This window comes from Brevibacterium sp. H602 (genome assembly GCF_051172395.1).
Lineage (GTDB): Bacteria > Actinomycetota > Actinomycetes > Actinomycetales > Brevibacteriaceae > Brevibacterium.
On sequence record NZ_JBPIZD010000015.1, the window covers coordinates 27,401 to 40,989 of the forward strand.

A 13,589-nucleotide genomic window follows, 5' to 3' on the forward strand; every position below is an offset into this window, starting at 1 on the left:
GGAAGTATGAGTCCCTACCGTGATCACCGCGCCCCCGGCGGGCGCCAGAACCGACCCAGCCGAAAACAGCGCGCAGCGACGGCGAATCAGGCCTCCAGCAAGGGCGGTTCGGGAGCCGGTCAGACATCAGACGCCCACGTCAGCGGGGGTGTGCGGCTGCAGAAGGTGCTCGCCGAGGCGGGTCTGGGCTCACGCCGTGCCTGTGAGCAGCTCATCGCCGACGGCCGTGTCGAGGTCGACGGGTCCATCATCACCGAACTGGGCACCCGGATCGACCCCGAAACACAGTCCGTGTACGTGGACACAGTGAGAATTTCGACACAGACCAAGAAGGTCTACCTCGTGCTCAACAAGCCCGCGGGAGTCGTGTCGACCATGAGCGACCCCGAGGGCCGCCCCTGCCTGGCCGACTATGTGCGCAGCAACACCGAGCGCCTCTTCCACGTCGGCCGTCTCGACACCGAGACCGAGGGCATCATCCTGCTCACCAATGACGGGGAGCTGAGCAACCGCCTGGCCCATCCGCGCTACGAGATCCCGAAGACCTACCTCGCGAAGGTCAAGGGGCAGCTGGCGAAGGATGCCGGTGCCATCCTCAAGGCCGGAATCGACCTCGAGGACGGCTTCGTCAAGGTCGATGATTTCAAGCTCGTCGATTCGACTCCGGGGAAGTCCGTCGTCGAACTCACCCTCCATTCCGGCCGCAACCGCATCGTGCGCCGCCTGCTCGCCGAGATCGGCCACCCGGTGGAGCGACTCGTGCGGCTGAAGTTCGGTCCGATCGTCCTCGACGAGCAGAAGCAGGGCAAGATCCGCCCGCTGCGCTCCGATGAGGTCGGCGCACTGTTCGAGGCCGTCGGTCTGTGAGAGTCCACATCATCGGCACCGGCCTGCTCGGTGCCAGCCTGGGGTTGGCGCTGAGCGCAAAAGGCCATCAGGTGACCCTCGAAGACACCTCGCCGACCGCGCAGCAGCTAGCCGCGGACCTCGGTGCCGGTCAGGTCGGTTCACCCGACCACCCGGACATCGTCGTCGTGGCCACTCCGCCCGATGTCGCCGCACGGGTCATCGCCTCGGCGCTCGAGGACTACCCGAACGCCACGGTCACCGACGTCGCCAGCGTGAAGACCCGCCTCCTCGAGGCGGTGCGAGATTTGGTCACGGGACCTCAGCTCGATCGCTATATCGGATGCCATCCCATGGCCGGACGCGAGAAGTCCGGAGCGATCGCCGCCCAGTCGGACCTGTTCACAGCCCGCCCCTGGGTGATCTGCTCGGATGAGGACACCCCGGCCGACCGCCTCGGCGAGGTCATCGCCATGGCCGAGGACACGGGCGCCTCGGTGCTCCACCTTGATCCGCGCATCCATGATGCCGCGGTTGCCAAGGTCTCGCATGTGCCGCAGATCGTGTCCTCCCTCGTCGCCTCCCAGCTGCGGCACGCGCCGCTCGAGGAGATCTCGCTGGCCGGGCAGGGACTGCGTGATGTCACCCGTATCGCCGCTTCGGACCCGGGTCTGTGGACGCAGATCTTGACCGGGAACGCCGAAGAGGTCCGTTCGGTCCTCGTCGATCTGCGCACCGAGCTCGACGAGGTCATCGGTGCACTCGAACTCGGACCCGGGTCGACGGGGCTGCTCGCCAAGGCGATCGCCTTGGGAAACGAGGGGCACGACCGGATTCCCGGCAAGCACGGGCAGCCGCCGACCACCTATGCTGTTGTCACGATCCTGGTTCCGGATACGCCCGGAATGCTGGCCCGGTTGTTCAAGGACATCGGCGACCTCGGCGTCAATGTCGAGGACTTCCGGATGGATCACGCCTCCGGTCGGAAACTGGGCATGGTCGACGTGTCCGTGGTCCCGGCCATCCAGCAGGAGCTGGAGATCGGATTGCTGTCGAAGGGATGGCAGATCCCCGAATCCGCCATCGAGAAAGAAGGAACTGCATGAGCGTCGTAGCCATTGACGGACCGTCCGGAGTGGGCAAGTCGAGCACCGCCAAGGAGGTGGCGCGTCGACTGGGCTGCCAGTACCTGGACACCGGTGCGATGTACCGGGCGATGGCGTGGCTGTGCCTCAACCGCGGAGTCACCGACCCCGTCGACGTGCTCGAACAGGTGCGCGGAGCGGATCTGGAGATTTCGCTCAGCCCCGACGAATTCTTCGTCTCCGTCGACGACATCGACGTCACCGAGGACATCCGCGGTGAGGACGTCTCGGCGAACGTGCAGACGGTCTCCGGTGTCATCGACGCCCGCGAGGAGCTCATCGAGATGCAGCGGGCCTATATCGCCGCCGCACCCGAGGGCATCGTCGTCGAGGGCCGGGACATCACGACCGTGGTGGCCCCCGATGCCGATGTGCGCATCCTCATGACCGCCCGCGATGAGGTCCGCGTGGCCCGCCGGGCCAAGGAAGTGCACGGCAATGCCGACGCCGAGGCGATCGCCGCCACCCAAGACCTCGTCACGGGCCGTGACGCCAAGGACTCCGCCACGACGAGCTTCCTAGAGGCCGCCGACGGAGTGTTCACACTCGATACCAGCGACATCGACTTCGACCAGGTGGTCGAGACGGTGCTGCAGCTGGTGAAGGACTCACAATGAGCGAATCCGAATTCCACGAGACACCCGACGAAGACCTCGTCGATCGTGTCGAGAGCATCAGCGACGAGGAGGCCGAGCAGCGCGCGACCGCGCTCGAGGCCGGACTCGAAAGCTACGAGCTCGAAGACGAGGACCGTGCGCTGCTGCGCGCCTACGGCTTCGACGAAGACGACGATGAAACGCTCGGTGCCGCACCTGTGCTGGCCGTCGTCGGCCGTCCCAACGTCGGCAAGTCGACGCTGGTCAACCGCATCCTCGGCCGCCGCGAAGCCGTCGTCGAGGACGTTCCGGGAGTCACCCGTGACCGCGTGAGCTACCGGGCGGAGTGGAACACGAAGGAATTCACCCTCGTCGACACCGGCGGTTGGGACCAGGATTCGAAGGGCATGGCCTCGCGGATCGCGATCCAGTCCGAGGTCGCCGTGGACATGGCCGATGCCGTGCTCCTCGTCGTCGATGCCACGACCGGCCCGACCTCGACCGATGAGATGGTCGTGAAGATGCTGCGCCGGAAGAAGAAGCCGGTCCTCCTCGCTGCAAACAAGGTCGACGACGAGCGCGGCGAGCTCATGGCCGCCGAACTCTGGGGCCTGGGCCTCGGCCAGCCGTGGACCGTCTCGGCTCTGCACGGTCGGGGAGTCGCCGACCTGCTCGACGAAGTGCTCACGATCCTGCCGGAGGTCTCGGCCGTCGACACCCGTGTCGAAGAAGGCGGACCGCGTCGGGTGGCCCTCGTCGGTCGCCCGAACGTCGGCAAGTCGTCCCTGCTCAACCAGCTCATCGGCTCCGACCGGGTGCTCGTCGACAATGTCGCAGGCACCACTCGTGATCCTGTCGATGAGCTCATCGAGCTCGGTGGGAAGCAGTGGCGCTTCGTCGACACTGCCGGTATCCGCCGTCGTGCCCATCAGGCCAGCGGCGCCGACTTCTATGCAGCGCTGCGCACGCAGACCGCACTCGAACGCGCCGAGGTGGCTCTCGTCCTCATGGAGGTTCAGGATCCGCTGAGCGAGCAGGACGTCCGCATCGTCACGACCGCCGTCGAGGCGGGACGTGCCGTGGTGCTGGCGTTCAACAAGTGGGATCTGCTCGACGACGAACGTCGTTTCTATCTGGAGCGGGAGATCGAACGGGATCTCGGCCATGTGGCATGGGCACCGCGCGTGAACATCTCGGCGAAGACCGGACGTCATGCGGAGAAGCTCGTGCCGGCGATGGAGACCGCTCTCGAAGGCTGGGACACTCGCATTCCGACGGGACGACTCAACGCGTTCCTCGGCGAGCTCGTCGCAGCCAACCCGCACCCGGTGCGCGGAGGTAAGCAGCCGCGCATTCTCTTCGGCACTCAGGCGCAGTCGCGTCCGCCGAAGTTCGTGCTCTTCACCACCGGCTTCCTCGACCCCGGTTACCGCCGGTTCATCATCCGCCGCCTGCGCGAGACCTTCGGATTCAAGGGCACCCCTATCGAGGTGTCGATGCGCATCCGCGAGAAGCGTCGGGGACGCTGAATGAACGAGGACGAGCAGGCGAAGGCGTCGGGCGCCGCTGACGGTGCGGCCGGATCAGCCGGCGATGCCGCGCGCCCGGCCGAGCCTGCGCCGTCCTCACGATCGGCGGGGGACCGGACCGGTTCGGCCGCCTCGGTGACGGTGGGATCCACTTCTTCCGATGCAACGGCGGGCACGGCTTCTGGAACTGTGGCGGGCACGGCGGCCGATGAAGCAGCTGGTGCCGACTCCGGCGCAGCGGGCGAGGCGCGGCCCTGGCACACGCGGCCACCGGCGCGAGCGCTGATGATCGCGGTGACGCTGGCAGGGCTGGCGTACGCGCTGATGTTCTTCCGCGGACTCCAGGACATCGTGGCTCCGGTGTTCCTCGCGCTCAACTTCTACATCGTCGTCTACCCGGTGCAGCGGGCGCTCACCCGGATCAAGGTGCCGCGGGCGATCGGGGCGTGCATCTCGGTCGTGCTCGTGCTGTGCATGATCTTCGCGTTCTTCGGCCTCACGGCATGGTCTGTCGCCGAGCTCGTCATCCTCATCCCCAGCTACAGCAACGAACTCGTGGCCACCTACCAGAGCACTCTGGCGCTGCTGTCGGACATCGGGGTGACCTCCTCGGTGATCCAACAGCAGCTCTCGGCTTTTGACGTCCGCTCCGTCCTCGACGCCGTCTACCCGCTGCTGACGAACCTGTCGTCGGTTGCGGGCCTGCTGACCACGGTGATCATGGCGGTGTTCTTCGTGGCGATGGACTCGATGGGCATCGACAAGCGGATGGCGATGCTGCTCGATGTGAAGCCCTCGCTGTCGGCGTCGATCGGCGACTTCGCCAGTGGCGTCCGCCGCTACTGGGTGGTGGCCACGGTCTTCGGCCTCATCGTCGCATTCCTCGATGTCATCGCCTTGGCGATCATCGACGTCCCGCTCATCTGGGTGTGGGGAGTGCTCGCATTCCTGACGAACTACATCCCGAACATCGGCTTCGTCATCGGCCTGATCCCACCGGCTCTGCTGGCGCTGGTCGACAGCGGCTGGCAGTCGGCCCTGTGGGTGGTCATCGCCTACAGCGTGCTCAACTTCGTCATCCAGGCGATCATCCAGCCGAAGTTCACGGGTGAGTCGGTGGGTGTGACCCCGCTGATCTCGTTCCTGTCCCTGCTGTTCTGGGTGTGGGTCCTCGGTTGGCTCGGCGCTCTGCTGGCGCTGCCGGCGACTCTGCTGATCAAGGCTCTGCTGGTCGACGCGGATCCGAGGGCCAGGTGGGTCAATATCCTGCTCGCCTCCGATCCGCGCACTGGTCGAGCCGAACTGGTCAAAGGCCTGAAGAAACCAGTGACCTCGGCCTGACGAGGCCCGCGGGCCTGGGCAGAACGCCTGACGTTTCGCCTGGGCATGCACGTCGTTTCGGTCGGATGAGGCCTGCGATCCTGTGCTGTGGGGTCGGTCGTCCGTCAACCCCTCGCACTGTGCCGGCAGAGTGGTTAGCATGAAGTATGGCGACACTACTGAATATCCATCCGGAGAACCCACAGGACCGACTGATCGAGAAGGCCGCTGAGTCACTCAGGAACGGTGGCCTGATCGCCTATCCCACGGATTCCTGTTATGCCCTCGGCTGCGCTTTGGACAACAAGGAAGGCATCGAGCGGATCACCCGCATCCGGCACCTCGGTTCGAAGCACCACTTCACGCTGATGTGCCATGACTTCGCTCAGCTGGGTCAGTTCGTCATCGTCGACAATTCCGATTTCCGAGCCATCAAATCGATGACGCCGGGGCCGTACACATTCATCATGAAGGCAACGAAGGAAGTCCCGCGCCGGATGATGCACCCGAAGAAGCATTCGGTCGGCGCTCGGATTCCGCAGAACGTCACGGCACTCGCCCTCGTCGAGGCGATGGGGGAGCCGATCCTGTCCTCGACGCTGCTGCTGCCCGGCGATGAGGATCCGCTGACCCACGCCGAGGATGTCATGGACCAGCTCGGCAATGACCTCGACATCGTCATCGAGTCCGGTGTCCCCGGAGTCGTGCCGACCTCGGTCATCGACTTCACCGGCCGATACCCCGAGGTAGCTCGCGTCGGAGCCGGGGACGTCTCCCGGTTCCAAGACGAATGAGACAGCTGGAACGTTGGTCGCTTTGACCGGGTCGGGCTGAGGGCACCGACCGTGCCTGCCGGGCTGAAAATGCGTGACCGATATCCAGAACGACAGGACAGATCAACTCAATGAAATCTCGCCGAGGTGGCCAAGCCGCCTCGGCGAGATTCTTGTTCTGCGCTGCCTCCCTGAACGAATGGGTGGCGTTCACTTGTCAGAGACCGAGGTAGGCCGCCTGCACTTCGGGGTTGTCGAGCAGCCGGGAAGCATCATCAGCGAGGACGATCCGCCCCTCCGCAAGGACGTATCCTCTGTGGGCGATCGCCAGTGATGCCTTCGCGTTCTGCTCGCTGAGCAGGACGCCGATGCCGTTTCGATTGATCTGAGCGACTGACTCGAGGACCTGCTCGACGACGATGGGAGCCAGGCCCATCGACGGCTCATCCAGGATCAGCAGGCTCGGGTCTGACATCAGTGCTCGTCCGATTGCGACCATCTGCTGCTGACCGCCGGACAGGGAGCCTGCCGGCTGCTTCGCCTTCTCATTGAGGATCGGAAACATATCGAGTACCTCAGCGTAGACCTCTTCCGTCCGCGATCTGTTCCGGTGCGGATAAGAACCCAGACGCAGATTCTTCTCCACCGACATCTTGCCGAACAGATGGCGACCTTCGGGGCAGTGCGCGATACCGGCCTTGACGATGGCATTCGGGCGAGCTCGATGAAGCTGACGTCCCTCATAGGTGATCGACCCGGCACGAACACGCATGAGTCCGCTGATGGTTTTGAAGAGCGTCGTCTTGCCGGATCCGTTCGCACCGAGGACCACGGTGAGCTCTCCTGGGTTCGCCGTGATGCTCACCCCATGGAGCACATCGGTGGCATCGTACCCGGTGCTGACATTGTCGAGAGTGAGCATCAGTTCTCCTCCTGTGCTGTCGAACCGAGATAGGCGCGGATGACATCCGGATTCGATTGGATCTCCGCAGGTGCGCCGAGGGCCAGCTTCTGCCCGTGGTCGAGAACGAGGATCGTGTCCGCGAGGTCCATGATCATCGTCATCTTGTGTTCGACGAGGAGGACGGAGACGCCTCGCTGTGGCAACGACCGAATGAGATTGCCGAAATCGACAGTCTCCTCTTCGGGGATGCCGCCGGCGGGTTCGTCGAGCAGCAGCAGCTCGGGCTCTGTGGCCAGTGCCATGGCCACTGCGGTGCGCTTCTGCACCTCCTGAGGAACGTTGGACGCGAGATCGTGCCGATATTCCGCGACGCCGCAGAACTCAAGAGATTCCATCGCCTTGTCTTCGTTGATGCGTGATTCACGACGGTGGCGAGGCGTGTGGAAGACCGCGTCGAAGACGTTGGATTTCGAACGGACGATTCGACCAGCCAAGACGTTTTCCAACAGAGTGCTGTCATCGAACAGGTTCGTTGTCTGGAATGTGCGGGCAATGCCGCCGGCCACAGTCCGGTGTGGAGACGAATGTGTGATGTCCTCACCTTTGAAGCTGATGGTCCCGGCTGTGGGCCGATAGAAACCATGGACAAGGTTGAACAGCGTTGACTTGCCTGCTCCATTGGGACCGATCACTGCGGTGATCTGACCTGCCTCGACGTCCAGACTGACGTCCTTGACCGCATCGAGCCCGCCGAAGCGCTTACCGAGACCGCGAATTTCGAGCAGAGTCATTTCTTCTCCTCGGAGTGGGGGCCGACTGAGGCAGCTGATTCCGGCGATGTGGGCTCGTCGTGTTCCGAGCGGCGGGCTTCTGCGCTCCTGCGCCGTCGATTGCGTTTATCGACGAACCCGCCGAGGTATCCGACGATTCCCCGCGGCGCGAAGATCACGAGGGCGACGATGATGGGACCCAGCACGATGAATCGATAGGCCTGGAAGTCTTGGAAGAGTTCGAACAGGAATGTCACGATCATGCTTCCGAGCAGCGGACCCGCGACAGTGCCCATGCCTCCGACGAGAATGAACATGAGGAATTCGAAGGTCTTGTCGATCGATGCCGCATGGGGGCCGATGAATCCGACCACAGTTGCGTAGAGTCCGCCGCCGATTCCTCCGAGGACAGCCGAGGCGGCGAATGCGAGCTGTTTGCTGAATCCGACGCGCACACCTATCGCATCCGCCAGATCTTCGCTCGTCCTGATGCTCAGCAGTGTGCGGCCCACACTCGAGCGCCGAATCGCGTACGTCGTGTAGATGCACACGAGCAGGATGGCGAAGACGAGGTAGAACATCGCAACCGGAGATTCGAAGTCGATGAGTCCTCCGCCTTCGGGGAATTTCACGTTGTTGACGCCGGAATGTGCGTGGGTGACGGACTCCCAACGGCTGATGACGAGGAAGATGATGAAGCCGATGGCCATTGTGAAGATGGCGAAGTACTCATCCTTCGTCCGCAGGGCGATCAGCCCGCAGAGGTAGCCGATGACCGCAGTTCCGATGACGGTTGCGACGAATGCGGTCCAGAAGCTCCAATCGTAGTCGGTGGTGAGCAGCCCGACTCCGTAGGCGCCGATGCCGAAGAACCCGCCTTGGGCGAGGTTCAGCTGTCCGGTGAAGCCGAGGATGATGTTGAGGCCGTAGACAGCGATCGCCGCGCACATGCCGACGGTGATCACTCGCATCGCGTAGTTCTCCTGCGCAAACGCCAGGGGCGTCAGGCCGAGCAGGACGATGACGGCGATGGTGCCGATGATCCGAGGATTCTTCATTGAGCTCATCGCTGCACCGCCTTCGTGAACAGTCCATTCGGTTTGATGGCCAGCACAGCGACGAGAACGACGAATGCCACGGCTTCTCCGACGGCTGAGGAGATGTAGGTCGCCGTCATCGTTTCTGCGATGGCGAGTGCGAATCCGCCGACGATGGCGCCGGGAAGCGAACCCAGACCACCGAGGATGATGATGGCGAACACTTTGAGGTTGAGCGCATCGCCCATCGTCGGAGACAGGAGATTGATCGGTGCGACGAGGCCCGCCGCGATCGTGGCCAGCAGGGCGGACAGCCCCAGCGTCAGCATCGATACCATCGACGGGTTGATGCCGACCAGCGATGCACCGACGCGGTCCTGTTCGATCGCTTCGATCGTCTGGCCGTGGATGGACCGCTTGATGAACAGCGCCAACAGCGCCAAGACGATTACCGCAGTGACGATGATGACGATCCGCTGAGCAGAGATCTCGGCACCGAGGATGCGCAGTTCGCCGGTGATAAGTGTGTCCATACGTCGGAAGTCAGCACCCCAGATCGCTTGAGCCAGTGCTTGGAAGAAGAACATCGCACCGACGGCCGCGATCATGTGGTGGGTATGCGGGGAGTTGCGCAAGGGGTGGAATACGAGGCGTTCGAGCCCAACACCGACGAGGAAGAGCATGATCGCCGCGATGCCGATCGCGGCGATATAGGGAACGCCGACGGTCGTGAGGAAGAAATAGGTGATGTAGGCGCCGAGCATATACAGCGCACCGTGAGCCAGGTTGGGAATGCGCAGCACTCCGAACACCAATGTCAGACCGATCGCAGCGAGGCAGTAGACGCCGCCCAGCGCGAGGCCGTTGAAGAGCTGTTGGATGAAGAGGGTCATGATTTTCGGGTCCTCTGCAGGCATGAGTTCGGCCGGGTGAGGCGCACTCGTGCGCCTCACCTTCAATACAGCCGCTGACGGAAGTTACTTTTCGTCGGATACCTGTTCGATCGGCACCTTGGTGTATTTGCCGTCCTCATTGAGGAAGGTTGCCTCCAGATCGGGATTGAGGAGGTGTCCCTGTTCCGTGATCTCGTTCGGGAAGCCATTGACCTTGTACTTGTCGTCGACCTCTGGCAGCGCTTCACCGATGGCTTCGCGAATCTTCTCAGGGTCGTCGGTTGTCCCAGCGGTTTCCATCGCCTTCGCGATGATCGCAATTCCCTGGTAGTTCAGCGCCGTTTCACTGGTCGGAACCTTCTTCTCTCCGGCCTTCTCAGCAAATTTCTTCAGGAAGTCCTTGGTACCGGGATCCTCATATTCGGAGACCGGCAGGACGCCGACCGAATTCTTGAGATTGTCGAGCTTCGTCACCGTGGCCATTTCATCCAATTTCGCCTGGTCCATGACGAGGAAGCTGCCCTTGAAGCCCTGCTTTCGAGCTTCCTCCATGATCAGCGCCGTCGGTTGGGAAGGTCCGCCGACGAAGATGGCGTCGGGCTTCTCTGACAGGGCTTTCGAGACGGGGCCCGCAAAGTCGGACACGGTGGCGTAGTCGACGCTGTTGTCGCCGCCGATCTTCCCACCGGCCTCACTCCACGCATCCTTGATCGACTTGGTCCACTGTTGTCCGTACTCACTCTGAGTTCCCAGCAGAGCGAGCTTCTTGCCTCCGTGCTCCATGGCAGTTTCGGAGAATTCCTCGGCATAGGACTCGAAGTTCGGAGGAATCATCATCGTCAGAGGGTTGTCGGCCTGCACGATGGCCGGGTCAGAGGTGTAGGCGGAGATGAGGAAGTTCGACCTGCCGCTGTTGATCTGCTGAATCGCCTTGATGGCTCCGGCGTTCGGGGAGACGACGACCGGCGCCTTGTCCTGATCTGCTAATCGTTGAGCATTGCTGGCGGCAGTGGATGGTGCGTATTTGTCGTCGAGGGACTTCAACTCCAGAGTCACGGGATTGCCGTCGACCTCTACGCCGTCTGCATTGAGATCGTCGATGGCCATTTCGAGACCGATCTTCACGTTCTCACCGTATGCGGCGCCACCTCCGCTGAGCGGCCCGGTATAGCCGATGACGACCGTGTCGCCCTCACCTGATCCACCACCGCCTCCACAGGCTGTGGCAGTCAAGGCGATTGCACCCATAACTGCGGCTGCCGAAAGTCTGCGGCGGCGACTTCGCGAGACAGAGTTCATCTTTTCTCCTTTGAAAAGCTCCTGGAACGGGTTCGCTCCACACGGTGTCCGAGACGTCGTCAATGACAGTTCTCAGAGTCGTCGTCAATCCGAAATGGACTTCGACTGATGTGAACAATTCCAAATCATCCTGGTGAAGTCAATGGTTTTGCGCTAGATTTTTGAACGTTCGTTAATCTGCCGGGTCGAGCCGGAGAGGAGAACAAAAGGCGAGGTCGGGGTGCTTGCGAGCCGAGCCTCGCAGAACCGCGTCGAGGTTCTGAGGCGCTGGACTCGGCTATCTGTCTGAAAGGTGAGCAAACAATCGTTCAGTGGCGGAATTGGTCTACAGTGGCCTTAGCTGTATGGGAGAGCTGTGTCACATCGGTTCCGGTGCAGACGCGAACCGCAGTCGACCACTCGGTTCCCCACGGCAATGACGCAACATCAACTTTAGGAGCTTGTTCATGACTCGTACAGCAATCGTCACCGGTGGAGGCCGCGGCATCGGAGCCGCCATCGCCAAGCGACTCGGAGCCGACGGACTCAAGGTCGCCGTTCTTGATATGGGCCCCACCGATGAGACCGTTGCCGCCATCAAGGAAGCCGGCGGCGAAGCGCTCGGCCTCGAAGCCGATGTCTCCGACGAGGACTCGGTCAACGCTGCGGTCAAGCAGGTCGCTGAGACCCTCGGCGCGCCGACCGTTCTGGTCAACAATGCAGGCATCCTGCGTGACAACCTTCTGTTCAAGATGACGCACGAAGAGTTCAACAAGGTCCTCTCCGTCCACCTCGGGGGAGCGTTCCTCATGGCGCGGGCCGTCCAGTCCTACATGGTCGAAGAGAAGTTCGGCCGCATCATCTCGATGTCCTCCACCTCGGCTCAGGGCAACCGCGGACAGACGAACTATTCCGCCGCCAAGGCCGGTATCCAGGGAATCACGAAGACCTGGGCGATCGAGCTCGGCAAGTTCGGCATCACCGCGAACGCCATCGCTCCCGGCTTCATCGAAACCGACATGACCAAGGCCACCGCCGAGCGCGTAGGTATGGGCTTCGAGGAGTTCGTCGAAGCCTCGGTCCAGCAGATTCCGGTGGCACGATCGGGCAAGCCCGAGGACATCGCCCACACCGCATCGTTCCTCGCCTCCGAGGGTGCCGGGTTCGTCTCCGGTCAGGTCATCTACGTCGCCGGCGGTCCGAAGGACTGATCGCCACCGTCCTCACGACGAGTTCACGAACATCTTCGAAAGGTGAGTCCCATGAGAGAAGCAGTCATTGTGTCGACGGCGCGCACGCCGATCGGCAAGGCCTACCGTGGTGCGTTCAACGACACCCAAGCTCAGGAGTTGGCCGGCCACGCGATCAAGCATGCTGTCGAGCGTGCCGGTCTGGAAGGCGGTGAGGTCGAGGATGTCGTCTTCGGTGCCGCCCTCCAGCAGGGTAGCCAAGGTACGAATGTCGCTCGTCAGGCGGCGCTGCGAGCCGGCCTGCCTGTGACGGTTCCGGGAATGTCGATCGACAGGCAGTGTGCGTCCGGGCTGATGGGCATTGCGACCGCGGCGAAGCAGGTCCTCTTCGACGGCCAGGAGATCGCCGTCGGCGGTGGCGTGGAGTCGGTGTCGCTGGTCCAGAACGACAAGATGAATATGTTCCGGGCCAAGGATCCGTGGCTTGAAGAACGCATTCCGGGCATCTACTACCCGATGCTGGCCACCGCCGAGGTCGTCGCCGAACGCTACGGTGTCAGCCGTGAGGCTCAGGACGAGTACTCCCTGTCCTCGCAGCAGCGTACGGCCGCCGCTCAGGAAGCCGGCAGGTTCGATGACGAGATCGTGCCCCTGCCGACGACGAAGGTCGTCGTCGACAAGGAGACGAAGGAGACCTCGCGTCAGGATGTGCTGCTCGAAGCCGACGAGGGAAACCGCCCGTCGACGACTCTGGAGAGCCTGGCCGGACTCAACCCCGTGCTCGAGCCCGGTGTGGCGTCGAAGGTTCCGAGCATCACCGCCGGCAATGCTTCGCAGCTCTCCGACGGAGCATCCGCTTCGGTGGTCATGTCGAGCGATGAGGCCAGCCGACGCGGACTCGAACCGCTGGGCATCTATCGCGGCATGGCTGTGGCCGGTTGCGAGCCGGACGAGATGGGCATCGGTCCCGTCTTTGCCATTCCGAAGCTGCTGAAGAACCATGGTCTGTCGATCGACGATATCGGCTTGTGGGAACTCAACGAAGCCTTCGCCGTCCAGGCACTGTACTGCCGTGACCGCCTTGGCATCGACCCGGAGAAGTACAACGTCGACGGCGGTGGCATCTCCGTCGGACATCCTTATGGGATGACCGGCGCTCGTCTCGTCGGACACGCACTCATCGAAGGACGTCGCCGCGGAGTGAAGTACGCCGTCGTCACGATGTGCATCGGCGGCGGGCAGGGCGCTGCCGCACTGTTCGAAGTCTGCTGAGGGTTTCAGCCAGCCGTTCAGCCGGAACAGTGAAAC

The 13,589-nt window shown here is 62.9% G+C and carries 13 protein-coding genes; 8 read left to right on the forward strand and 5 right to left on the reverse strand.

Features of this window, described 5'->3' with window-relative positions; translation table 11 throughout:
• Positions 1 to 6: 6 nt before the first annotated feature.
• The 6 genes from ACSBQT_RS12360 (at position 7) to ACSBQT_RS12385 (ending at position 6,230) form a co-directional block, all read left to right on the forward strand.
• Positions 7 to 867 (forward strand): pseudouridine synthase, encoded by an 861-nt coding sequence (locus tag ACSBQT_RS12360; protein ID WP_410711582.1) that lies wholly within the window; start codon positions 7 to 9, stop codon positions 865 to 867.
• Positions 864 to 1,952 (forward strand): prephenate dehydrogenase, encoded by a 1,089-nt coding sequence (locus ACSBQT_RS12365; RefSeq protein ID WP_410711581.1) that lies wholly within the window; start codon positions 864 to 866, stop codon positions 1,950 to 1,952. The genes ACSBQT_RS12360 and ACSBQT_RS12365 overlap by 4 nt, the downstream gene beginning before the upstream one ends.
• Positions 1,949 to 2,608, forward strand: coding sequence for a (d)CMP kinase (gene cmk, locus ACSBQT_RS12370; protein ID WP_410711580.1), 660 nt, complete (start codon positions 1,949 to 1,951; stop codon positions 2,606 to 2,608). Before ACSBQT_RS12365 ends, cmk begins: the two co-directional genes overlap by 4 nt.
• Entirely contained in the window at positions 2,605 to 4,116 is a 1,512-nt protein-coding gene (der, locus tag ACSBQT_RS12375; protein ID WP_376906538.1) for a ribosome biogenesis GTPase Der, read from the forward strand. Before cmk ends, der begins: the two co-directional genes overlap by 4 nt.
• Positions 4,117 to 5,457 carry an AI-2E family transporter gene (locus ACSBQT_RS12380; protein WP_410711579.1) on the forward strand — a complete coding sequence of 447 codons (1,341 nt, stop codon included), beginning with the start codon at positions 4,117 to 4,119 and terminating at the stop codon, positions 5,455 to 5,457.
• A gap of 146 nt (positions 5,458 to 5,603) precedes the next feature.
• Positions 5,604 to 6,230, forward strand: a complete 627-nt coding sequence (locus ACSBQT_RS12385; protein WP_101546252.1) for an L-threonylcarbamoyladenylate synthase — start codon at positions 5,604 to 5,606, stop codon at positions 6,228 to 6,230.
• Positions 6,231 to 6,426: 196 nt separating this feature from the next.
• Here the strand turns inward: ACSBQT_RS12385 and ACSBQT_RS12390 are convergent, their stop codons facing one another.
• The 5 genes from ACSBQT_RS12390 to ACSBQT_RS12410 form a co-directional block, all read right to left on the reverse strand.
• The gene (locus tag ACSBQT_RS12390) at positions 6,427 to 7,131 is read right to left on the reverse strand and encodes an ABC transporter ATP-binding protein (RefSeq protein ID WP_410711578.1); all 705 of its coding nucleotides are present in this window, start codon (positions 7,129 to 7,131) and stop codon (positions 6,427 to 6,429) included.
• Positions 7,131 to 7,904 carry an ABC transporter ATP-binding protein gene (locus ACSBQT_RS12395; RefSeq protein ID WP_410711577.1) on the reverse strand — a complete coding sequence of 258 codons (774 nt, stop codon included), beginning with the start codon at positions 7,902 to 7,904 and terminating at the stop codon, positions 7,131 to 7,133. Before ACSBQT_RS12395 ends, ACSBQT_RS12390 begins: the two co-directional genes overlap by 1 nt.
• On the reverse strand, positions 7,901 to 8,950 hold the full coding sequence (locus ACSBQT_RS12400; protein WP_410711576.1) for a branched-chain amino acid ABC transporter permease: 1,050 nt from the start codon (positions 8,948 to 8,950) through the stop codon (positions 7,901 to 7,903). The genes ACSBQT_RS12395 and ACSBQT_RS12400 overlap by 4 nt, the downstream gene beginning before the upstream one ends.
• Positions 8,947 to 9,813, reverse strand: a complete 867-nt coding sequence (locus tag ACSBQT_RS12405; RefSeq protein WP_410711575.1) for a branched-chain amino acid ABC transporter permease — start codon at positions 9,811 to 9,813, stop codon at positions 8,947 to 8,949. The genes ACSBQT_RS12400 and ACSBQT_RS12405 overlap by 4 nt, the downstream gene beginning before the upstream one ends.
• Positions 9,814 to 9,897: 84 nt before the next feature.
• Entirely contained in the window at positions 9,898 to 11,046 is a 1,149-nt protein-coding gene (locus tag ACSBQT_RS12410; RefSeq protein ID WP_410711574.1) for an ABC transporter substrate-binding protein, read from the reverse strand.
• A gap of 512 nt (positions 11,047 to 11,558) precedes the next feature.
• Between ACSBQT_RS12410 and ACSBQT_RS12415 the strand changes: the two genes are divergently transcribed.
• Complete coding sequence (locus ACSBQT_RS12415) at positions 11,559 to 12,302, forward strand: SDR family oxidoreductase (protein ID WP_262774934.1); 744 nt, start codon at positions 11,559 to 11,561, stop codon at positions 12,300 to 12,302.
• A gap of 51 nt (positions 12,303 to 12,353) precedes the next feature.
• Positions 12,354 to 13,553, forward strand: coding sequence for an acetyl-CoA C-acyltransferase (locus ACSBQT_RS12420; RefSeq protein WP_410711573.1), 1,200 nt, complete (start codon positions 12,354 to 12,356; stop codon positions 13,551 to 13,553).
• The last annotated feature ends 36 nt before the right edge of the window (positions 13,554 to 13,589 follow it).

Coding starts and splice junctions, on each gene's coding strand:
- ACSBQT_RS12360 (WP_410711582.1), top strand. CDS start 7: ATGAGTCCCTACCGTGATCACCGCGCCCCCGGCGGGCGCCAGAACCGA.
- ACSBQT_RS12420 (WP_410711573.1), top strand. CDS start 12,354: ATGAGAGAAGCAGTCATTGTGTCGACGGCGCGCACGCCGATCGGCAAG.
- ACSBQT_RS12405 (WP_410711575.1), bottom strand. CDS start 9,813: ATGACCCTCTTCATCCAACAGCTCTTCAACGGCCTCGCGCTGGGCGGC.
- cmk (WP_410711580.1), top strand. CDS start 1,949: ATGAGCGTCGTAGCCATTGACGGACCGTCCGGAGTGGGCAAGTCGAGC.
- der (WP_376906538.1), top strand. CDS start 2,605: ATGAGCGAATCCGAATTCCACGAGACACCCGACGAAGACCTCGTCGAT.
- ACSBQT_RS12390 (WP_410711578.1), bottom strand. CDS start 7,131: ATGCTCACTCTCGACAATGTCAGCACCGGGTACGATGCCACCGATGTG.
- ACSBQT_RS12385 (WP_101546252.1), top strand. CDS start 5,604: ATGGCGACACTACTGAATATCCATCCGGAGAACCCACAGGACCGACTG.
- ACSBQT_RS12400 (WP_410711576.1), bottom strand. CDS start 8,950: ATGAGCTCAATGAAGAATCCTCGGATCATCGGCACCATCGCCGTCATC.
- ACSBQT_RS12395 (WP_410711577.1), bottom strand. CDS start 7,904: ATGACTCTGCTCGAAATTCGCGGTCTCGGTAAGCGCTTCGGCGGGCTC.
- ACSBQT_RS12415 (WP_262774934.1), top strand. CDS start 11,559: ATGACTCGTACAGCAATCGTCACCGGTGGAGGCCGCGGCATCGGAGCC.
- ACSBQT_RS12380 (WP_410711579.1), top strand. CDS start 4,117: ATGAACGAGGACGAGCAGGCGAAGGCGTCGGGCGCCGCTGACGGTGCG.